Annotated in this window: 18 protein-coding genes; 13 read left to right on the top strand and 5 right to left on the bottom strand. The window is 45.3% G+C overall.

Translation table 11 applies throughout. The features are described 5' to 3' along the window. On the bottom strand, nt 1-621 hold a 621-nt coding region (locus IQ235_RS01510), incomplete at its 3' end, for an iron uptake porin (protein ID WP_264319731.1). A gap of 72 nt (nt 622-693) precedes the next feature. Further along, entirely contained in the window at nt 694-1548 is an 855-nt protein-coding gene (locus IQ235_RS01515; protein ID WP_264319732.1) for a phytanoyl-CoA dioxygenase family protein, read from the bottom strand. A 957-nt stretch (nt 1549-2505) separates the two neighbouring features. On the opposite strand from IQ235_RS01515, the gene proX (IQ235_RS01520) reads away from it, so the two are divergent. Beyond that, nucleotides 2506-3573, top strand: coding sequence for a glycine betaine/L-proline ABC transporter substrate-binding protein ProX (gene proX, locus IQ235_RS01520; RefSeq protein WP_264319733.1), 1068 nt, complete (start codon nt 2506-2508; stop codon nt 3571-3573). On the opposite strand, the gene IQ235_RS18880 is transcribed toward proX (IQ235_RS01520), so the two are convergent. After that, the gene (locus IQ235_RS18880) at nt 3504-3680 is read right to left on the bottom strand and encodes a phosphopantetheine-binding protein (protein ID WP_405196626.1); all 177 of its coding nucleotides are present in this window, start codon (nt 3678-3680) and stop codon (nt 3504-3506) included. The genes proX (IQ235_RS01520) and IQ235_RS18880 overlap by 70 nt on opposite strands. A 179-nt stretch (nt 3681-3859) precedes the next feature. Here IQ235_RS18880 and IQ235_RS01525 point away from each other — a divergent pair, with 179 nt between their 5' ends. From IQ235_RS01525 to IQ235_RS01580, 12 genes are all read left to right on the top strand, one after another. Next, the gene (locus IQ235_RS01525; RefSeq protein ID WP_264319734.1) at nt 3860-4120 is read left to right on the top strand and encodes a phosphopantetheine-binding protein; all 261 of its coding nucleotides are present in this window, start codon (nt 3860-3862) and stop codon (nt 4118-4120) included. A 29-nt stretch (nt 4121-4149) separates the two neighbouring features. After that, nucleotides 4150-5310 (top strand): acyl-CoA dehydrogenase family protein, encoded by a 1161-nt coding sequence (locus tag IQ235_RS01530; RefSeq protein WP_264319735.1) that lies wholly within the window; start codon nt 4150-4152, stop codon nt 5308-5310. A 239-nt stretch (nt 5311-5549) separates the two neighbouring features. Further along, the gene (locus tag IQ235_RS01535) at nt 5550-7673 is read left to right on the top strand and encodes a mechanosensitive ion channel family protein (protein WP_264319736.1); all 2124 of its coding nucleotides are present in this window, start codon (nt 5550-5552) and stop codon (nt 7671-7673) included. A gap of 613 nt (nt 7674-8286) precedes the next feature. Further along, nucleotides 8287-8562: an acyl carrier protein gene (locus tag IQ235_RS01540; protein ID WP_264319737.1), complete on the top strand. Its 276-nt coding sequence runs from the start codon at nt 8287-8289 to the stop codon at nt 8560-8562. A 155-nt stretch (nt 8563-8717) separates the two neighbouring features. Next, nucleotides 8718-10019, top strand: a complete 1302-nt coding sequence (locus IQ235_RS01545; protein WP_264319738.1) for an NAD(P)/FAD-dependent oxidoreductase — start codon at nt 8718-8720, stop codon at nt 10017-10019. Nucleotides 10020-10038: 19 nt separating this feature from the next. After that, nucleotides 10039-11064, top strand: a complete 1026-nt coding sequence (locus IQ235_RS01550) for a DUF3179 domain-containing (seleno)protein (RefSeq protein WP_264319739.1) — start codon at nt 10039-10041, stop codon at nt 11062-11064. Between the two features lie 23 nt (nt 11065-11087). Further along, nucleotides 11088-12482 (top strand): condensation domain-containing protein, encoded by a 1395-nt coding sequence (locus tag IQ235_RS01555; protein ID WP_264319740.1) that lies wholly within the window; start codon nt 11088-11090, stop codon nt 12480-12482. A gap of 86 nt (nt 12483-12568) precedes the next feature. Beyond that, a complete protein-coding gene (gene proX, locus IQ235_RS01560) occupies nt 12569-13612 on the top strand; it encodes a glycine betaine/L-proline ABC transporter substrate-binding protein ProX (protein WP_264319747.1) in 1044 nt (347 codons plus the stop codon). 135 nt (nt 13613-13747) lie between these two features. After that, on the top strand, nt 13748-14893 hold the full coding sequence (locus IQ235_RS01565; RefSeq protein ID WP_264319741.1) for an acyl-CoA dehydrogenase family protein: 1146 nt from the start codon (nt 13748-13750) through the stop codon (nt 14891-14893). Between the two features lie 47 nt (nt 14894-14940). Then, on the top strand, nt 14941-16296 hold the full coding sequence (locus tag IQ235_RS01570) for an NAD(P)/FAD-dependent oxidoreductase (protein WP_264319742.1): 1356 nt from the start codon (nt 14941-14943) through the stop codon (nt 16294-16296). 32 nt (nt 16297-16328) lie between these two features. Next, nucleotides 16329-17714 carry an NAD(P)/FAD-dependent oxidoreductase gene (locus IQ235_RS01575; RefSeq protein ID WP_264319743.1) on the top strand — a complete coding sequence of 462 codons (1386 nt, stop codon included), beginning with the start codon at nt 16329-16331 and terminating at the stop codon, nt 17712-17714. Between the two features lie 6 nt (nt 17715-17720). Then, the gene (locus tag IQ235_RS01580) at nt 17721-19307 is read left to right on the top strand and encodes an amino acid adenylation domain-containing protein (protein WP_264319744.1); all 1587 of its coding nucleotides are present in this window, start codon (nt 17721-17723) and stop codon (nt 19305-19307) included. A gap of 19 nt (nt 19308-19326) precedes the next feature. On the opposite strand, the gene IQ235_RS01585 is transcribed toward IQ235_RS01580, so the two are convergent. After that, on the bottom strand, nt 19327-20313 hold the full coding sequence (locus IQ235_RS01585) for a sulfite exporter TauE/SafE family protein (protein ID WP_264319745.1): 987 nt from the start codon (nt 20311-20313) through the stop codon (nt 19327-19329). Nucleotides 20314-20594: 281 nt separating this feature from the next. Beyond that, nucleotides 20595-21742: iron uptake porin (locus IQ235_RS01590; protein ID WP_264319746.1), on the bottom strand; the 1148-nt coding region annotated here is incomplete at its 5' end.

Consider the following 21742-nt stretch of genomic DNA (forward strand, 5'->3'; position numbering starts at 1 on the left):
GGCGAGTTCGGTAGCAAAACTATCGCGCAATCTTTGGATGGTTTCCAAGTCGGCTCGATCGATTTCGGAAAAGTCGCCGACGAGGAGGGTTTCGATCGCATCAAGGCACTTGTTCAACCCGGCCGCAAACTCGTAGCGAGTCAGAGGTCGATTGCCGCGATAGGTTCCGTCGGGATACCCGTCCACACAGCCGTAGCGCTCGACTAACGATTGTAAGGCCGCATAAGCCCAGTCGGAAGGGAGTACATCACTGAGGCGATCGACGGAAGGAACTCGATCGAGCGAAAGGTGATTTTGGGTCGCGTTAACCTCTTCAATCTCAATCTCTTCCATGGGGAGATCTGAAACTGAAATTTCTTGGGAACGTTCGTTTGAAAAATGAAACATTGACTCTCGATCGAGGGTCTGTTGGTGCTCTTCAAACGCTAAATTCATTCCCACGCTCTCGGGTATAACTTGCAACCGCTCTCTCGATACCGTTGTTTCAGTTTGTCCTTCGGATGTGAGTTGGAATTTGAGTTCGGAGTCGCCAAAATGTTGAGCGAGAGCCGGGGAGAAGAACGCGGCTTGAATTCCCCAAAATATTGAGGCTAATGAGAATGTACCACTCCAATTTTTCATTAATTCTTCTTACACTCAGTAAGGGGAAATTACTTCGAGGCTTGACTTCAAAATAGACTTAACTTTTAAATTTTAAATTTGACCAAGCATGTGCCGATCGATCGTGTCTGATTTCTGTAGAAAGCCACTCGATAAGGTTTCTTTTAAAACGCGATCGGAGCAAGATTGGATTGGCGTAAAATCATGACTGGAAATAAATTCTGGGCGAGGACGATCGATTTTGGGCAACGTGTTTTCAACGCTATTATAAGAAATGAATGCACTGAAACGATCCTTCGGAGATAAATTTCCTGCAGAAGCGTGAAACAGATTACAATGAAATAATAAAACGAAGCCAGCCGACCCTGTAATCGATACAATCTGACTATCTTTAAGCAATTCAGATAGAATTTTTTTATCGATTTTATACTTGAGATCGGCTGTTAAAGTCGATTGCCAACTCGAACAATTGGATTCTAAATCGATCGTTCCTTTGTTATGAGAACCGGGGATGACTAGTAGTGGTCCATTAAATTCATTAACATCTTGCAGAAAAACAACGATATTTAATGCCCTTGGCTCCGGCATTTTATCTTCTTTATGCCAGTATAAAAAATCTTGATGCCATTCCCACTGTTCTCCATCAAGTGCGGATTTAGTATTGAGTTTGTACTGATGAAGGTACACTTCACTTTTTAAAATTTGTCGAGCAGGTTCGACTAATCGTGAAAGATGAGATAAAGCTTGAAAAGTCTGACTATATTGATGAGGAGAAAAAAAGGTACGGACGGCACCACTTTTTTCTAAAATTCGTTCTGGTCTGTCAATATTGCATAGCTGAGTCATTTCTCGTCTAAGAATCGAAACTTCAGTAGAAGAGAATTGATTCTCTAAAATCAAAAAACCCTGCTGATGATAGCGATTTAACTGTTCTTCGTTTAAAAACATTTAATAAACTCCAACTTTAAAGACATTTAGTCAAAAAACTGATTCGATCCGGGTAGAATTTTTGGCTGAATATTATTGGTGACAAGTTAAGCTTATAAAGAACATACACTTATCGATCTATTAAGTTATCTACTAAGCGCTATGCACTTAGCTATACCCGTTTGGGAGTCTTTATTCGAGAGTATGGTTGACCAGTTAAGACTGATCAACCATGACTTCCCGCTAGCTTGACATCAAAGCTGCTGTCGCGATCGTGGCACAGGTTGCTGCTGCCACACCCACATTTTTTAAAATTGGCTCCGCTGCTTTTGCAGTTTAGGGTCTCTCATCAATTCTCCGCCCATTTCACCACACCCTTAAAACAACCCTCTACCGCCTTTAGCACAGCATCAAAGATGAGCTTAGGCAGATTTTCCAACGCTCTTGTATTGACTGGAGTTTAGACAAAATTTCGATTGAAAAGGCTACAACCCTGACATGCACGCTTTTTTTCCATTTGTATTTACAAACTAGCATCATTACCAAGACAATATCTTTCCGAAATCAGAACATATGTTTCCAGTTTTGGAAAGCAAAATACTATTCGAGTATGTTAAGATTAAGAGTTTACTCAAAACAAATTCAGAAACGAGAAAAACATTTTCCACAACAATACAGCAACCATAACAATACAGCGACCATGCCCCTTCCCTTTGGGGCTAGTTCTCCGAATCGGTCGTTCGCTTGTCGGGTCAATAGAATCCCAGCATCTGAACTCGCACTCTAAATTGGAACACTCAACGACCAACGATCGCCGTCGATAAAAATCGAACCTAAATGGAGTTGCACGCCCCGTCATGGCACAATAGAGCTGAAAAATATTTGTAAGAGCTTGCAATAGATATAAAATCAGGATTTTTTTCTTCTGGCGATCGCATCCCGTCGTGAATAATTCAAGTTAAGTCATCTAAAAAAAGTATGAAAAAGTCAATTTTATTGAGTGCGATCTTGGCATTATTTATAAGCTTGACCGCATGCCAATTTAATTCTTCAAGCATTACTCAAACCTTCGATCGAGAAATTCCCGGTCAAGGCGTAACGGTGAAAATGGGCACCGGACCTATTTTTTTTGGTCGATTTATTACGGAAATTGTTGGGCTTGGCTTGAGGGAGTTGGGATATCAAACTCGAGAAATCAAGCAACTCAAACCGAGCCTCGCTCACGTTGCTGTTGGTAACGGAGATCTAGATTTTTCGACTGTCCATTTAGAAAAGTCTCATCAAGAATTTTTTGTCAAGGGCGGTGGTGATGCAAAGCTCGAGCGAGTGGGTACGATCGTTCCGCAAATTTTGGAAGGTTACCAAATCGATCTCAAAACCGCACAAGACTATGAAATCACCAATTTAGAACAACTCAAAAATCCCCAAATCGCTCGACTTTTTGACTCCGATGGCGATGGGAAAGCGAATTTAGCGGGTTGTGATGTCGGTCGGGCTTGCGAGCGCACCATCGATTATCACTTAGAAGCATATGAGCTGATAGATACCATCGAACATGACAAAGGGCAAAATGAAATATTGATGGCAGATGTGATTTCTCGTTACCAACAAGGAAAATCCGTTCTTTACTATACTTCTCAACCGTCAGCTATCGACTTTGAATTAAAGACCGGGGAAGATACAACCTGGCTGTCAGTGCCTTTTACCGCATTACCTCCCGCACAGCAACAATGGACGGGAGAAGATACCTCACTCGATGGTCAAAATCTCGGTTTCTTGATTAATCGGATTCGCATTCTTGCCAATAAAATATTTTTAGAAACGAACCCAGCTGCTAAAACCTGGTTAGAACAAGTTCAAATTCCCACCGACGATATTCGGACCGAAGCTCAACTCTTACAACAAGGTGAAAATCGTCCTAACGATATTCGCCGCCATGCCCAAAAATGGATTGAAAACCATAAACAAAAAGTCGATTATTGGCTAGAAACAGCCAGAAAAGCCGCTTCGATCGAGTCTCCACCTAGTTCAAACAAGTTATCGTGAATGCTAACTTTAACTTGCAATATTTCTTGCCATAATTCTACGAGATGAGTTTGAATGATTGTTTTATCTTCAACAAAATCTACTAGCATTTCAGATTTCTTTCTCATGTTTTTTGTTTAAATTTTTTAGGAACAATTTTAGAACGACATAGATCCTCCTAGCATACCAAAAACGATCTTTAGATGTCTTTCCAAATTCGGAAAGACATTTTCGAAAATTGGAAAGCTTTACTCACCTGTGCTTTGGTACAATCGGTTAAGAACTAGATGACGATCGACTCGACATAATGCAATCAACGAACTTGGCTAAAACTAAATCGCAAATACGAGATTATCTATCTCAGTTCTTAGAAGGTCAAGAACTAGACGACGATCGAGTACTCTCTTCTCTTGGTTTTACATCGATGTTCTCTATGCAACTAATTTTATTTCTAGAACGAGAGTTTGAAATTGAGATTGAAACAGAAGACTTAGAGGGGAAATCCTTAAATACAGTAAATTCAATTGCCGAATTTTTAGAAGAGAAAAAACAACTAAACGGAGTTTAATTGTAAAATTTGCAGACTAAAGTAACATTGTGAAACTCGAACTAACTCCAATACAAAAAAGATCGTGTTCGGAATTCAAACAATTTGTCGATCGAGAAATTGTTCCGTTTGCCGACGAGTTCGATCGACAAGAATCGATTCCGAAAAAGACGATCGAAAAATTAGCGCGTCAGGGATATTTCGGGGCGCTACTCCCGCCTAAATATGGTGGTACTCAGATGGAATCGATCGCCTACGGACTTTTGAACGAAGAAGTTGCTAGAGGTTCGGCATCTTTGCAAAGCCTGCTCGTGGTTTATGGCATGGTGACGAGTGCTTTGTCCAGATGGGGGAGTCGATCGCAAAAAGAGTTCTGGCTGCCAAAGTTTGCCACTGGGGAAGCAGTTCCGGGTTTCTGCTTGAGCGAAGTAAATGCCGGAAGCGATACTCAAAGTATGGAGACGACAGCCACGCCCGTTGAGGGAGGTTACGTTCTCAAAGGTCATAAAAGATGGAGTAGCTACGGACAAATTGCCGATGTCTTTTTAGTTTTTGCCCAATGCGAAGGTAAACCAACAGCATTTTTAGTCGAGAGCGATCGCCCTGGACTGTCGCGCAAACCCATTTCTGGTATGGTGGGGATGAAATCGGCGATGCTAGCTCAAGTATTTCTAGAGGATTGTTGGATTCCTGCGGAAAATCGAGTTGGCCAACCGGGTTTTGGTTTATCTTATATTGCCTATACTGCTCTAGATACCGCTCGCTACAACGTGGCTTGGGGAAGTGTGGGCATTGCGCGAGCGGCACTCGAAGCTTGTCTCGAATATACCAACGAGCGGCAACAGTTTGGAGCCAAGCTCAAAGAATACCAACTCATCCAACAAATGATAACGGAAATGGTGGTGAAGATTAAAGCTGCCAGACTTTTGTGTTATCAAGCAGGTTATCTCAAACAGATTGCCGCACCCGAGTCGATTATGGAAACTTTAATTGCCAAGTATTTCGCCTCCACAATGGTTACAAAAGTCACCAGCGATGCCGTACAGATTCATGGTGCTTACGGTTGCAGTGGCGAATCTTCGGTGCAACGATATTGGCGAGATGCCAAAATTATGGAAATTGTTGAAGGAAGTACCCAGCTTTTGCAAACCATAATTCCCGAGTACGGCGATCGAAAGTACCGACAGCAATTTGGGGAATTTCAAGCGTAAAAGGCACGCGATCGGTCGTCAACATTCTGCTTTACCTCAAAAAAAAAAGAGTGTTAGTCTGGAGAGGGTATAGTTTTTGTTCTAAAAATTCAGGGTGTTCGAGTTTAAGGTAAAAAAGGCAACAAGTATTTACCTTAAACTCAAGTTTTCGGCTTCTTAGTGATATAAAGTCTTGTTATTTAGTCTTCATTTTAAATTTTTAAAATTTGTCTGCTCGCTAACTTCTAGGAGAAGATTGTATGCAAAAGTATCGAGTTCGCGCCCTTACCCTGGCAGGGATTGTTTGTTTTTTTGTAATGGGAATTAGTCCCGTACGTTCGCAAGCACAACCTAAAGCTGACAAAACTGAAAAAACTGAAGAGGTTCAACCAGCACCAAAGGGAGATCCTAAAGCGGCAACAACTACCGCAGAAGTTGATATTCCCGTTGACGAACTCCAAGTGATTGTCAAACCGCTCACCCTTGCAGAACTCCGAGACGAGGCCGCTGGGTGGATGTTATTGCTCAAAGCCCAAGCCATAGAAATAAGTCAGGCTGAAGTGGCGATCAAGCGTCAAAACTTCGCGATCGCCAAGCAAGAAGAAGGAGCGAATGCCTTAGAAGAAGCTCAAAAAGCTCTCGAGGAAGCTGAAGAGCTTCAAGGCTCTGCTGCGCCAGGTTCGCCGGAATATGAAGAAGCCGCCGAAAAGCTAGAAGAAGCGAAAGAAAACTTCAAGCAAGCACAAGAAGCCGTTGAGGAAGCACAAGAAACGAATGAAGAACTTGAAGAAAATGAGGCGTTGCAAGACGTTCTAGAAAAAGCTGAGGACACTGGCGATCTGGAGAATGCCCAAAAAGCGCTCGACGATCTGAATCAAGAGCGAGATGAAATGGTTGCCGGCTCCTTCAGTTACGACGAAGCGACTGAAAATATTGACATACTCGAAGCCGCGATCGCAGCTGTTGAAGAGGCTAAAGAAGTCCAAGCGGGGGCATTACCCGACTCACCAGAATATCAAGAAGCAACTCAACAACTCGAGATCGTCCAAGGCGAACTCAAGCAACTGCTCGAAGAACTGGGGATTGGCAGCACCGAGCGATCGAGCGATCGATCGTCTCGGGAGTTCGATCCAGCAATGGCAGCCCTCGAAGACATCGAAATTGAAAGCAGTGGAGCCGTCGAAATTGCGGGTCCGCCCGATGTTATCGATAGCCAGGGGCAGCTCGATTCACAACAAGAACAGCTCGAAGAAACGGCAGAACAGTTGGAAGAGAGTGCCGAAGCCGAGTCGGAGGCGAAAAACCAACTCGTGATCGCCGTTACCGAACTTCAAGCACAGCAGACGGCCATTGTCGATCGCTTTAACGTCATTTTGGACGAACTCGAGAAAAAAGGTGGAAAGGCTGAAGCCTACCGCCAGTACATTGAAGCCGTTAGCAGTATCGAACTCGACATTCAAGACTCTGAAGGACTGGGTTTGCGGCTTCTGGGTTGGGCCCGATCTGAAGAAGGTGGTTTGCGCTGGGTCAACAATGCCGGTACGTTTGTGGGGGTATTGGTGACTTCGATCCTGGTTGCTCAACTCCTAGGCACGCTCCTCAACCTGTCGCTTTCCCGATTCGGTGGCGTTTCGATCCTCATGCGTCGCTTTATTGTCTTGCTCGTCAAGCGCGGCGGAATTGTCGTCGGATTTTTGCTAGCGCTGACAGCTTTAGAAGTTAGCTTGGGTCCCATCTTAACTCTGCTTGGGGGAGTCAGTTTTGTCTTAGCCTTTGCGCTGCAAAGCAACTTGGGGAACTTAGCTAGCGGTTTGATGATCATGGCCTACAAGCCCTTCGATGTTGGAGACGAAATCAAAATCGGCAGTCTCTGGGGAAAAGTGGATTCCATCACTCTAGCCAGCACCAAAATTAAAGGTTTTGGCGAGCAGATTTTTACGGTTCCCAACAATGCAGTTTGGGGCGGCATCGTCGAAAATCTCAGTAGTCGCGAGATTCGAAAATTGGGCGTCTGGCTCCGGATGGATTTTGACCAAGACTTGTCAAAAGTCGAGCCAATACTGATAGAAATTGCTAAGTCTCACCCTAAAATTTTAGACAATCCTCCTCCTAAAACTATGGTGTGGGACATTGAGGATTATTACATCAAGATGAAAGTTGCAGGCTGGGTTAAAAAGGAAGATTTTTGGAAGGCTCACCAAGACCTTATTCGCCTGATTCAGAAACGGTTTGCCCAAGAAGGTATCAAGATGGCTGCTGTCCCCAGACAGATCGAACAGGTCGAAATTAAAGAATATCCTCATGAAAATGGAGAAATTGCCAGGTTGGCTTCAGAACAACTCTTACGTCCGAAGCTAGAAAAGAGTTCTACGACTCCTGAATAGCCTACAGACAAAATCAATACCTCCTTAAAAACAAGTCTACAAGAGCTATCACCACCCGGGCTGAAGCTCTTGTAGACTTGCTCCAGAAATTGAACGAGTTGGTTGATACGATCTGGGAGATTCATCGGCAATAGGTTGAGCGTTTTTACTTTGCTCTTTATATCCCATTGCCGCTTTACTGGAGTTTAGACAAATCGATGGCTGGGGCACGGTGAATCGGGCCGGTTCCTGTGGATAGGATTGAGCGTGGACATGTGGTGGGAAGATGTGGAATTAACCGGTCACTATGCAATTTCCCTATATTTCCCTATATTTTCCGATTTCGGAAAGATATTTGACTGTGTTGATGATACCTTGTTTAAACACAACGTAAAAGTAATGCCTATGAGCTTCTCAGTTAGACAGCCACCGCGCTAACTATAAAGTAAAAATTAAGTTCCTTGAATTGTATGACTAGCCACAATACCATAAGTATTTCCCTTCAGTTTAATTGTAAATCTAATTCTCAATATGCCGTTTTCCATTCCGATTTAGCGGCTTAAACTTTCTTAAGATTTACTTTAAACACGATCTCTTCGTTCACCTTTATTCTTGTATTAAGTCTCTGACATTCATGACTCAAGCAAAAAATCATACCAGCCACAACATTAAAAACTTAATCAAAAAGCAAATCTTAACGGAATTTATGTCTTCTCAACCTGAAGAAGATTTAGATAACGATTTGCTTCTCATCGAACAAGGAATCATTGATTCTATGGGAATATTTCGTTTGATCAACTTTTTGGAAGACGAATTTAGCATCGCCTTCGATCCGGAAGAACTCATGTTAGAAAATTTTGCCACAATTAATGCAATTCATGATTTTGTGATTTCCAAAGTCGAAAGTTAGATCGACTGAAAATTAAAATCTTTACTTTGATAAAAGACGATACAAATACACGAACGTTAAATATAAAAGCTGTTTTTGATGCGATTAATATCGCGATCGTTCGTCTTTCTTATCGACTTTCTTGAAGTTAAATCAAAACCAAAAAATTGTTGAACATGAAAATACCGAATGAGTGCGATATTGTTGTAATCGGTGGTGGTCCGGCTGGGAGTCTGGCTGCCACATTTCTCAGCCAAAATGGTTACCATGTCGTGTTATTGGAGAAGGCAAAACATCCTCGTCCTCATGTTGGAGAAAGCTTGATTCCTCATTTCTGGAAGTATTGCGATAGCGCTGGAGTGAGCGATAAAATCGCCGCAGAAGGGTTTCTCGGCAAGGCAGGCGGTACAATTTTCTGGAATGACAAGGTACAACAATTTTCGTTTCTAGAATTTGGATATACTCGCCCAGCACTTCATGTCGAACGAGACCGCTTCGACCAAATTATACTCGAAAACGCCAGAGAAAAAGGAGCGCAGATTTTTGAAGAAGTTGCGGTCTTAGATGTTAAATTTTCCGACGATGTCGGCGGCAAGCAAACCGTAAACTATCGCTTCCTTCCAGACAAGACATTAGGCACAATCAACTGTCAATTTGTCGTTGATGCCAGCGGTCAAAATTCGGTTGTAGCCAAACAACTCGGTTGCCGCGTGTTTGACGAAAGTTTTCGGTTTATGAGTATGTGGGGGTACTTCAAAAACTCGAAGTACATGGGGTGCGATGGCAAAGCTCACCCCAGGGACGATTTATCTAAAGTTCCGATGACAACCTTGATTTGCTCGATACCTGGAACGGGAGATTGGGGATGGTCGTGGCATATTCCCCTGAGGGAAAGAACTAGTGTTGGCTTGATTTTTCCGCACGAGTTTATCAAAGCAGCCAAACGCTCGGGAGAATCATCGAAATCTTTTTTCCTCCGTCAATGTTACGACCACAAAATCCTCAGTCAAATGTTGGAAACTGCTCAATATTGTGAAGGTAGTTTTGGCAAAATTCAAGATTATTCCTATCGTTCAACTCAAATAGCGGGTTCTGGCTTTTTCCTGATTGGCGATGCGGCCGGATTTGTCGATCCCATTTTTTCCGTAGGGATGACCTTTGGCATGTATTCTGCTTCCCTGGTGGCTTGGGCCATCGATCGTTGTTTGAAAAAGCCCCAGTCTTGCATTCAAACTCAAGCGCTTTTCTCCCATCAGCTACAAGGACGCTTGGAGGTCAGCCGCTCCTTAGCGTTGCCTCACTATCTGTCTGAAAGCCAAGCGAGCGAACTAGCGAAAAAAGCCATTCAATTCGAGAGCGGTGTGGAACAAGAATTAATGAGTTTTGTATCCACAATTTTGGCAAGGGGAGATAATTTCAAAGATCTGATCGCTGTAGAAAAGCAAGAACAAAGCGATAATTTAACAGTTATTCGATAACTTGAATGGCAAATTAAAAATGAGAAAAACTTTCAATTTAATTAAAATTCCCGAGTTGCCCAAGGCAAAAATTTACGATCGCGAAACTCGAGAAAAACTGAGTTGGTTTAAACCCATCGACGAACCGATCTGGCACGCAGCGAGCAACTCAGATCATATGAAACCAGACGACCCCGTTTTGGGTCTCTATCTGAACGGTAAAGCCTGGGCATTCCCGTGGTGGATTATGAAAAATCACCACGTCGCCAACCTAATCCTAGATAACCAACCCATTCTGATTACGTTTTGCGAAGCCTGTAGCAGTGCCTCTGCCTTCGAGCCAACAATTGAGGGCAACCGCTATACGTTTGGCTTGATTGGACTGTACAACGGCTCGATTCTGATTACAGATCGAGAAACGGATAGTTTGTGGCGAACCTTTAGCGGGGAAGCCTTATACGGTTCTCTCAAAGGTACGACGCTCAAACGTCTTCCCATTTATCAATGTCTGTGGTCGGAATGGCTCGAGCAGCATCCGACATCCCAAGTTTTGTATGGGGAACAGCCAGAACGGAAAGGACATGGCAGTCAATACAGACCCGGTTCTTCAGGTATGCCGCTCGAGATGGCGACAACCTTATTACAGCTTTTAGACACGCGCTTGCCGAACCATACGTTAGTGTTGGGGGTGAAGAGTCATTCACAGGCTAAAGCCTATCCTCTTTTAGGATTAGATCGAACTGGAGTTGTTATTGGCGATCGCATCGGACAAGAAGACATTGCCATTTTTCATCCCCCCGGAACATTGCAGGCGATCGCATTTTCTCGTCGCTTAGATGGCGAGGTCCTGGATTTCGAGCAGACCGACGAGGGAAAAATTGTCGATAAAAATACCCGAAGTTCCTGGAATTATTTCGGCGAAGCCTATGAAGGAAAATTGCGCGGCGATCGACTCTCGTTTGTAAATTCAGGGATTAAGGAATGGTCGATTTGGTCTGCCTACTACCCGGATACGGAATTGTTTACGAGTGACACCTTTGAACCCCTGTTGTGCTTTAGTCGCTAAACTCACTGTTGGCAACATTTCCCATGAACTCAACCCTTGCCCAGCTTAAAACGTTATATCCCCTCGGAGCGCAGCAGAAATTAATTTGGCAGCTCCACGGGCAAACTTCTCAAAATTGGATTTACCACGTTCGGTTTTCCGCTCGCATCCATTCAGAATTAGACGTTCGCGCCCTGCAACGCGCCTGTCAAACCCTAGTCGATCGTCATGGGATTTTACGAACCACTTATGCTGTTGTTGATGGGCAACCGCGGCAGCAAGTTTGCGAAGAGGGGACAGTTGACTTCGAGGAAAAAGATGCTTCCGATTGGAGTTGGGAGCAACTCGAACGGGGAGTGACTCAAGCCCTCCATCATCCTTTTGACTTGGCAGGAGGGCCAATGCTGCGGGTTCATTTGTTCGCTCGCTCGACCGGCGATCGCATCCTCGTTCTCGTCAGCCACATTATCGCCGTCGATAAGCGATCGTGGTCGTTACTCATCGACGAACTGCGCCTGAGTTACTTGCTAGAAACGAACCAGATAGCATCCCTGTCCCCCCAACCCGAACGACAATATATAGACTTTGCCAACTGGCAAAACTCCCTGTTAGAGAGTCCGAAAGGGGAGCGTCACTGGAACTACTGGCAGGGGGAGCTAGCGGGGGAGTTACCCAGACTTAACCTGCCGACAGATAAGCCGCGCCGGGAAATGGCAACTCATGAAGGTGCTTTGTATAAAAGCCAACTGAGTCCAGAACTGACCGAGCGAATTAAGGGAATCGCGAAGACCGAGGGAGCAACACTTTACATGGTTCTGCTCGCTGCTTTCTTTATTCTGCTTTACCGCTACACCGGGCAAGAGGATATGGTCATCGGCTCTTTAGCCAGTGGCAGAACCCGAAGCGAATTCTTAACGGTTGTGGGTAATCTGTGTAACCGTATCGTTCTGCGAGAGGATTGTTCTGGAAATCCTTCTTTCAAAGCCTTTTTAGCTCAAGTCCGCCAGACGGTGATGGGCGCTCTTTTACATCAAGATTATCCCTACAGTGTATTGAAGGAACGGCTATTTAAGGAAAGCGAGTCGCACGGCAGACAAATGTATCAGGTTTTGTTCAATATGCCAGAACCCAACACCCCGAGTGCCGATCGACTATCACCGTTTTCTGTGCCGCAGGAAACGCAGGTACGGGTTGATTTTGCCGGACTCGAACTCGAGCCTGTTTTCCTACCCACGGGAATGTCTGCTGCCTTGGATTTGGGTTTGAGAGTATCAGAGATAGAAGGTTCCCTAGTTTGCCTTTGGTCGTACAAAACCGAATTATTTGCGGCTAGTGCGATCGAGAAAATGGCAGAGAATTATCAGACTTTACTTGCGGAAATTCTAGCGAATTCCACGCAGCCAATCTCGGCTTTATCATCAGTCATGTCAATTTCCTAGTTGCTGTATTTTGCTTTCCGATGCCAACTCTTTTCACTAGAATCGATCGAACGATAAAATTCTCGTTTCCGACAACATTGCCGACAGTGGTAGCCGTGTTGCTCGTGGGGTTAGTTGCTTGTCAACCCACTCCAATCGCTACGGCACCATCTCCCAATACAGGAGAGTCAGAAACAGCAACAGCACAGATGCCCGGTCAAGGGGTGAAAGTGCGTCCGAGTACATTTGCAAAACCGGAGAGACGGTTTTTTGCAGAAATCATTAATATTGGCTTAGAAAAGCTGGGTTACGAGGTTGAAGAGATTAAACAACTTAGTCCCAGTATTGCCCATCCGGTTGTTGGTAATGGCGATTTAGAGTTTTATATTCCTCACTTGGAGAAATCCCACGCAAAATTTTTTGAAAAAGGGGGTGGGGAGGAAAAATTAGAGCGAGTTGGAGTTCTCATTCCCAATTTATTAGAAGGCTATAGTATCGATCGCCAAACGGCCGAGCAATACAAAATTACCGATCTAGGGCAGCTCAAAGACCCAGAACTTGCTAAGCTTTTTGATTCAGATGGTGATGGGAAAGCGAATTTAGCCGGTTGTGAGGTCGGTCAGGCTTGCGAGCGAATCATCGATTATCATTTGCAGGCTTACGAACTCCAAAAGACGGTCGAGCATGACAAAGGAAGCGCTTCCATTCTCTTTGCAGATGTTCTGGCTCGCCATCAACAAGGAAAACACGTTCTTTACTATACATCTATCCCCTCGTGGTTCGATTATCAGTTAAAGATTGGTAAAGATGTCGTCTGGTTACCCGTTCCCTTCACCGCTTTACCCGAAGGTCAGCAAAACTTCACAGATCGGGATACCTTAGCTGAAGGTAAAAACTTAGGATTTCCGGTTAATCGGATGCAAGTTTTGGCGAACAAAACGTTTATGGAGGCGAACCCAGCCGCTAAATGCTGGATTCAACAAGTCCAGATTCCGGTTGAAGATTTAGTTACAGAATTCCAACGCATTGCCGAGGGTGAAAGCAGTCCCGAAGATATTCGTCGCCATGCCCAAGAGTGGGTAGAAAGCAATCAACAGCAGGTCGATACTTGGCTAGAAGAAGCAAAAAATCCAACAACTATATGTTCTTGAGAAGAAGGAATAGGATGAAAAGTTCAACGGTCGTACTATCGAATGATTTGCCGATCGAAACTTTTGCGAATCCTTAGTAGCAATTTGCTACATTTTAATTAACATTGCAAACTGTATTACTCCCAAACAAATATTGTGGATTTCTCTTGGACAGAAGAACAGATTCAATTTAAAAAGAAAGTGGTTCAATTCGCCCAACAAGAATTGCAAAGCAATCTCGTTGACTTAGATCGGCGAGAAGAGTTCGATCGAGAGGGATGGAAAAAATGCGGTGATTTTGGTCTAATCGGTCTACCTATTTCCCGAGAGTATGGCGGAGGTAAAGCCGATATTTTAACCACTATTTGTGGCTTAGAAGCATTAGGCTACGGTTGTAAAGATAATGGTCTAATTTTTGCCATTAACGCGCAAATCTGGGCTTGTGAAATTCCAATTCTCACCTTTGGTACGGAAGCTCAAAAACAAAAGTATCTTCCCAAACTCTGTCAGGGTCAATTAATCGGCGCACATGCCGCCAGCGAACCCGATGCAGGCTCGGATATCTACAGTCTCAAAACAACGGCCGAACTTCAAGGAGACAAGTATATATTAAATGGGACGAAAAATTGGGTGACCAACGGTCCCGTTGCTGACCTGAATATTGTCTTTGCGAATGTGGCTCCGGAGAAGGGAAAACGGGGAATTACGGGATTTCTGGTCGAAAAAGACTTTCCTGGAGTTGTGATGAACCGCAAAATTTCTAAGATGGGGTTGAGAACGACTCAATTGGGAGAATTGGTTTTAGAAAATTGCCAAGTTCCGGTAGAAAATCGTCTGGGTCGAGAAGGAGCGGGTCTGGCTATCTTCAATCACAGCATGGAATGGGAGCGAGGGTTCATTTTGGCGAGTGCGATCGGGACGATGGAACGATTGCTAGAAACCTGCATTCGGTATGCCAAGAAACGCCAGCAATTTGGTCAAGCGATTGGCAAATTTCAACTTGTTTCTAGCAAGATTGTGGAGATGAAACTGCGTTTGGAAACGGCTAGATCTCTGCTGTATAAAATGGGGTGGTTAAAACACATCAAAAAAACAGCGATCTCAGAAGCAGCGATGGTCAAGTTGCACGTTAGTGAATCTTGGGTACAAACTTGTCTCGATGCAATTCAAATTCATGGCGGCTACGGCTATTTAACCGAGTTAGAACTCGAACGAGAATTGAGAGATGCTTTAGGAAGCAAACTTTACTCGGGAACCTCGGAAATTCAGTCTCAAATTATTGCTCAAATGATGGGAGTCTAAATGGAAACGATTCAAGATATTGTCATTCGCTAATTATGGATTTGAACATGAATCAACCAGACTTTGATATTGGTATTATCGGCGGTGGACCTGCTGGGTCAAGCATAGCTGCCTATCTCACTCAAGCAGGCATTAGTTGCGTGGTATTTGAGCGTGAAGTCTTTCCCCGACCCCATGTGGGCGAGTCCCTTGTGCCAGCAGCAAACCGAGTTCTTCAAGAACTTGGCTTGCTAGAGCAAATGGAAGAAGCTAAATTTCCTCACAAATACGGCGCAGCATGGACATCTGCTACAGGGAAAATATACAGCATGGATTTGGAGGACACAGAACCGGACTGTCGAGTTGATATTCGCTTTGACGAACGCGAAATGTCTGGCGATCGCAACTACACTTATCATGTCGATCGGGGCAAATTTGACCAGATCCTACTTCAACATGCTCAAACACTGGGCGCAACTGTTTATGAAGGGGTGAGAGTCAACCGTGTTGATTTCCCTGAAGGCGACTACCCACGCATCATTGTCTCAAAAGACAAGCAGAACATTGAGACGTGTGTTCGACTAGTTGTTGATGCTAGCGGTCGTCGCACCTTGCTCGGCACTCAGTTAAAGTTGAAAATCAAAGACCCAGTTTTCAATCAATGTGCTATCCACACTTGGTTTGAAGGATATGACCGAGAGACATCCGACAAGCAAGACTACATTTTTATTCACTTCCTACCGATTACCAATACCTGGGTCTGGCAAATTCCCATTACCGAAACCATCACTAGCTTTGGAGTCGTAACGCAAAAAGAACATTTTGTTAAGAAGAAACAAGAGAGAGAGCAATTTTTCTGGGATTGCCTCAGCACTCAACCCGAAGTGTTTGAGAAGTTGAAGCAGGCGAAACAAGTACGTCCCTGGAAAGAAGAAGGAGACTATAGCTATGCGATGCAGCAATTTTGTGGTGATGGCTGGATTTTAATTGGTGATGCCGCTCGTTTTGTAGACCCCATTTTCTCTTCAGGAGTTAGTGTAGCTTTGAACAGCGCTCGGCTAGCTAGTCAAGAAATCATCAAAGCTTTCGAGCAATCCACTTTGAAGAATGAAGTATTTAGGCGAGAGCATTTGCAAAATTACGAAATAATGCTGCGACGCGGTACGAACAATTGGTACAAATTTATCTCCCTTTATTATCGCTTGAACATTTTATTTACGATGTTCGTTGACGATCCTCGCTATCGCTTAGATCTGGTGAAATTGCTTTCGGGAGATGTGTATGACGAAGAAGAACCCCCAGTGCTTGAGGAAATGAGAAAGCTGGTGAATCTAGTGGAAAAAAACCCCAATCATGTCTGGCATAAGCTGCTCGGCGACTTAACAGCTAATGCGTTTACAGCCTCACCAGTGTCAGTCGCTTGACAATCTGTGTTCGTTAAATAATGGAGTTATAGATGGAAACTTTGCAAGATGTTGTGATTATTGGTGGCGGCCCAGCTGGTTCTACAGCCGCTACGCTTTTAGCAAGAAAGGGACATCGAGTTGTCGTATTAGAGAAGGAAAAATTCCCTCGCCCACATGTGGGAGAGTCCCTGTTGCCCTTTTGTTACGAACTTTTCTGCGACCTTGGGGTTTTACCCCAGATGGAAAAGCGGTTTGTGCGCAAACCTACCGTTCGGTTTATTAGCAGCGATGGCTCCCATTCAACCAACTGGTGTTTCAATCATGTCATCAAAGACGAGAGCTTCTTATCCTTTCAAGTGGTCAGGAGCGAGTTTGACAAGCTTTTGCTGGATAATGCCAGCCAACATGGGGCGCAAGTCAGGGAAGAAACAAAGGTTTGCCGGGTGAACCTAGAGGGGGAAGACGACACCGTTGAGGTAGACGCGATCGCACCCAATGGCGACACCCTTTCCTTACGCACTCGGTTTCTGATTGATGCCAGCGGGCGTTCCAGTTTCATTGCCAGCGGCAAAGGTTGGAGAAAAGGGCATAAAGAGTTTCAACGCACCGCTTTGTCAACTCACTGGAAAGGAGTCAAAACCCTCAAGGGCGGATTGGAAGAAGGAGGCACAATTATTCTCTATCTTGGGGGCGAAAAAAGGGGATGGGCTTGGGTGGTACCCCTCGGTTTAGATTGGGTGAGTGTTGGAGTGGTAATGGATACTGCCTATCTCAATCAGAAAAGGCAGGAACTTCAACAAAGCAACGTTGAAGACTGGCGGCAGGAACTGTACCAGGAGGAGTTAAATTCCTCGGAATTTGTTCGGGATTTACTCCAAGGAGCCAAAACCTCCACGCCATTGCAGGTTGAGGGAGACTATTCCTATTATTCTGAAAACAAATTTGGGGCTAAATATGCAATGGTGGGCGATGCCAGTTGCTTTGTCGATCCCATTTTTTCCAGTGGCATTTTTCTGTCGGTCAAAAGCAGTTTTCTCGTTGCCAATGCCCTCGATCGAATGCTGTCTTCCAACCAGATGGATAGTCGAGAGCTTTTAGAAAAAGCCTACGGACAAATTAATGGCGCTTATAATTTTGTCTACCGACTGATTCGCCTCTTTTACCAGCCCCACGCCCTGAGTTGGGCCGAAGCGGGATCGGCTTTTCAGGTTGACCACAAACGCCATGAAGTGGCTTTAGCAGCCAGTCATTTCATCCTCTCAGGAGATTTCTTTGAGAACCACGAGAAATACCATAAATTCTTAGACATGATGGAAAATCCCCGTCTTTTCGAGGGATATAAAAACATGGTCATCGACCGTTCGGACTTCTCCGCAGACTCCTGTGGAGTGGATCGTTCCCTGATATTTCCGTCCTTAGCTGTGGAGAAAACCTAAAAATCTATGCCCTATCTCCTGCACCAGCTTTTAGAAACGAGTGCTAAACATGACGGCGATCGCGAGGCGGTCATTTATAAAGACCGCAGCATTACTTATGGAGAACTCGATCGACTCTCTAATAATTTAGCGAACGTTTTAACCCACGGTGGGATATCCAAAGGCGATCGCATCGGTATCTACCTGAACAAATCCATTGAAGCCGTCATTGCCATTTTCGGTATCTTGAAAGCTGGGGCAGCCTACGTTCCTCTCGATCCCTTTGCTCCGCTGTTGCGAGTCGCCTTTATTATCGACAATTGCCAGATTAAGGGTTTGGTGACGACTCAAAAAAAGGCAGTCAGTCTTAAGTTGCCAGACTCTTCTTCTGTCCGATGTCTGGTTCTAGTTGATGATGAGGCCGTCCCAGAGATAGAAAATCCCTCAACGCTTCGGGTTGTATCTTGGCAGGAGGTATTGCAAACACCAGCCAACTCGTTACCTACTGCTAATGCGATTGAAGACGATTTAGCCTATATTCTCTATACCTCTGGTTCCACTGGCACGCCGAAAGGGGTGACGATCGGCCATCGTGCTTCTCTAACCTTTGTCAATTGGGCGTATGAGTGTTTTCAGGTACGGGCAGGCGATCGCATCTCCAACCACGCGCCCTTTCATTTCGATCTATCTATCTTCGATATCTTTACGACCATTAAAGCCGGGGCAACCGTCATTTTGGTTCCCCCAGAACTTTCGGTCTTTCCCAAAAATTTAGCCAAGTTTATCGAACAACAACAGATTACGATTTGGTATTCCGTTCCCTCGGTGTTGCGGCAACTCGTTGTTTACGGTAACTTGCAAGACATTCAACTACCTCATCTGCGAACGATTTTGTTTGCTGGGGAAGTATTCCCGATTAAGTACCTTCGTCAGTTGATGGAATTGGTACCGCAGGCCGGGTACTATAACCTCTACGGTCCGACTGAAACGAATGTCTGTACCTATTATCCGGTTCGGGAAATCCCGAGCGATCGCGTCAAATCCCTTCCCTTGGGTAAAGCCTGTGCCAACACTGAGGTCTTTGCCGTCAACGCAAACCAAGAAATAGCGCAACCTGGGGAGACTGGAGAACTTTACGCGCGCGGGCCTTCTTTAATGAAGGGCTACTGGGGAATGCCAGAAAAAACGCGATCGAGTCTTGCTCCATTCCCCGTACCGGGTTGCAACTGGGAAGAACGGGTTTATCGAACGGGCGATTTAGTCAAACGCGATTTTGATGGCAATTATATCTATTTAGGGCGTTGCGATAATCAAATTAAAAGTCGAGGATACCGGATCGAACTTGAGGAAATCGAAACAGTACTCTACAATCATTCTGCGATCGAAGAGGTCGCAGTCATTGCCATCCCCGACGAAGACATCGGTAACAAAATTAAGGCGGCAGTCGCTCTCCACAAAGGAACCACTCTGACGAAGAAAGATGTGGAAAATTTTTGTGCCGAGCGTTTGCCTAAGTATATGATTCCCGAATTTATTGAATTTTATCCCGAGCTGCCCAAAACGCCGACGGGCAAGATTGACAAAACCTTACTGCGGACTGAATCCGCTCGTTGAATGCCGAGCGCTCTCGGTTCTATAAAGAGTCGAACTCTGGCACTTCAGTCATCCCCTGGCGATACATCCAATAGTTCAACCCAGAAAAGACAATCAGGGTAACGACGCTCGAACAGACGACGATTGCTCTGGGTGGAATCAGGACGAAAGAAGTCACGAGTTCGATCGAAATCAGACTAATGAGGAAATTTGCGATCGTTTGACGGCTTAATAAATTACAAAGGATTGCCCCGACTGGCGCACCAATAACGACAACGGGTATCGCAGCGAACCAGTAACTCAACACGGGTTCGCCAAAATCGTGGAAGAAAAAGACTTGGAGAGCGAATCCAGCGATCGCATTAATCGCCATTAGCACCACAGAAGTGGAGGTGGCAATCTTCTCGTTGAGGCGAAACAGAAGCACCATCACCGAAAAGACCAAGATATCGATCCCATTTCCCACTAAGCCACTGATAATTCCTCCCATTATTCCGGCTAAGAAAAAGAGTTGCTTCTCGCGAACTCCCCAATAGGCAATTGTTGAATTACGCTGTTTTATTTTTTGGCTTAATACCCATAACGTCATGGCAAAACTAGCCAGAAGGAGCGTAAAAGACATCTTGATCGCATCTGGAGGAAAAATAGGCGCAAAAAAACGCAACCCCAGGAAAATTCCCAGAAAGCCGCCCAGACTTCCCCAGCGAACAATTCGCCACTCAACTGTAATGCCACTCAACCAAATGGTAAGGGAAGCCGCACTCATACCAATGCTTTGAATTGCCAGAGAAAATATCCTCGCATCCGCTGGAGCAATATGCAAAAGTTTCGTAAAGACTGGGAAAGCAACGGCTCCTCCCCCGAGACTCGTTCCGCCAGCGATCGCCGATCCAAATATCATGGTAACCGCAACTTCCCAATTATCAATTAAGTAGGAAAATGCAGAACTAAAACCGAGAATGGTTAACCATGCGAGCCAGACAACAACCGAGACGATCGGGGTAATCTTATATTTAGAAAGAGACATTAAGCGACTGGGTATTGAAATTGTATATCTCGTGCCAAAAATTAGGTTTTACCCCAAGGTATAGCAGTCGCAATATCGGTTAGGACACAAGTGACTGCGGGCAGCGGTCGGACCCCGCGTCGGCGCAAGACGCAAGGGAACGCCGACCGTCGGGAGGCAGGGGAGGCAGGGGGGGAAAGACCACGGGTTAATGACATAAGTGTCTGGCGTTGTCCTAACTGCAAGGCGCGGTTGCTATCAAAAGCGAACGCACCCGAAAAGATAAAAAAATACAAGTCAATTTAGAACGTAAAGCTGGTCCTAATTACGCCCATAATTACATCGGAGTTGCGCGCGTCGTGGTTCGGGGCAGTTAACCAGACGATACCGGGAGTAATGGCGATATTGTCGTTGAGGTAATGGGTGTAAAAAGCTTCGATATGAAACCCCGTATCTCGATCGTTCCTTTGTCCGTCGGGAAAACCAATCGCCTGGGCGAGTAGAGGATTGCTCGTGTCCGTCAGTCGCGGTTGCATCCCGAGTACGATCCCCCCTAAGTTTCCCTTTTGTCCTAAATCGGGAAAGGCGAAAAAGAAGCGATAATCCATCACTCGGGCATCGCCTTTGGTGCCCTCACCCAAACTACGGGCGCTAATCAAGCCCGCAGATGCACCCAGCCTAAATTTTGGCGAAACTTCATATGCGATCCCCGAGACATAGGCACTTCCGACGACGGGACCTGCTCCCGAGATGCGGGCGGCGTTACTACCCGAGCGGGTATCCGCGCCGCTCAGAGAATAAAAGTGGATGTAGGTGAGGGAAAATCTCAAGGCATCGAAATCGAAAACCGATCGCACCGAAGCTGCGTACCCGCCATCGAAAAGTCCGATCGCGGGATTGTTGCTCGCACCGCGTTCGCTGCCGATGGAAAAATCGAGGTTGAGCCAGGGGTTTACATCCCATTGCGCGGTCGCACCCGACTGAAGAGAGATCGGGTTGAGGGTGGGATGAGTGGCACCGAAGTAAGTAATCGCGCCTTTGGTGGGATTGGCAAACGGGCCGATTCGTTCGGTAAGAATGCCACTGTTAGTAAAGGGATTTACAGAAACCGTTAGTTTGTCACCAACGGGAAAACGATAGCTCAGGGCTTGTAAGCGCACGTCTCCATCTCCGGAAATCCCAGACCTCAGAAAGCGGGTTTCGTTGGTGGCCCCACTCAAACTGCCTTCGGAAAACTCCGTCGCCGTATCGAGTCGTCTTAAATTGATACCTTGGAGCCTTACTAACAATCGATCTCGACCGCTGAAACTGCTAATGAAACTCAATCGAGTACGATAGCCGAAGCTTATATTATTTGCCGGACCCGCCTCTTCGCCAAAAGCATCGGCTAAATAGGTGAGAAGCTGACCTTTGAGTTTGGTAGTGGTGGAAAATTGCTGCCCTTCTAAGA

Source organism: Zarconia navalis LEGE 11467 (assembly GCF_015207075.1).
In the GTDB taxonomy this organism is placed as follows: Bacteria; Cyanobacteriota; Cyanobacteriia; order Cyanobacteriales; family Geitlerinemataceae; genus Zarconia; species Zarconia navalis.

Coding starts and splice junctions, on each gene's coding strand:
- IQ235_RS01515 (WP_264319732.1), bottom strand. CDS start 1,548: ATGTTTTTAAACGAAGAACAGTTAAATCGCTATCATCAGCAGGGTTTT.
- proX (WP_264319733.1), top strand. CDS start 2,506: ATGAAAAAGTCAATTTTATTGAGTGCGATCTTGGCATTATTTATAAGC.
- IQ235_RS18880 (WP_405196626.1), bottom strand. CDS start 3,680: ATGAGAAAGAAATCTGAAATGCTAGTAGATTTTGTTGAAGATAAAACA.
- IQ235_RS01525 (WP_264319734.1), top strand. CDS start 3,860: ATGCAATCAACGAACTTGGCTAAAACTAAATCGCAAATACGAGATTAT.
- IQ235_RS01535 (WP_264319736.1), top strand. CDS start 5,550: ATGCAAAAGTATCGAGTTCGCGCCCTTACCCTGGCAGGGATTGTTTGT.
- IQ235_RS01540 (WP_264319737.1), top strand. CDS start 8,287: ATGACTCAAGCAAAAAATCATACCAGCCACAACATTAAAAACTTAATC.
- IQ235_RS01545 (WP_264319738.1), top strand. CDS start 8,718: ATGAAAATACCGAATGAGTGCGATATTGTTGTAATCGGTGGTGGTCCG.
- IQ235_RS01550 (WP_264319739.1), top strand. CDS start 10,039: ATGAGAAAAACTTTCAATTTAATTAAAATTCCCGAGTTGCCCAAGGCA.
- IQ235_RS01555 (WP_264319740.1), top strand. CDS start 11,088: ATGAACTCAACCCTTGCCCAGCTTAAAACGTTATATCCCCTCGGAGCG.
- IQ235_RS01570 (WP_264319742.1), top strand. CDS start 14,941: ATGAATCAACCAGACTTTGATATTGGTATTATCGGCGGTGGACCTGCT.
- IQ235_RS01575 (WP_264319743.1), top strand. CDS start 16,329: ATGGAAACTTTGCAAGATGTTGTGATTATTGGTGGCGGCCCAGCTGGT.
- IQ235_RS01580 (WP_264319744.1), top strand. CDS start 17,721: ATGCCCTATCTCCTGCACCAGCTTTTAGAAACGAGTGCTAAACATGAC.
- IQ235_RS01585 (WP_264319745.1), bottom strand. CDS start 20,313: ATGTCTCTTTCTAAATATAAGATTACCCCGATCGTCTCGGTTGTTGTC.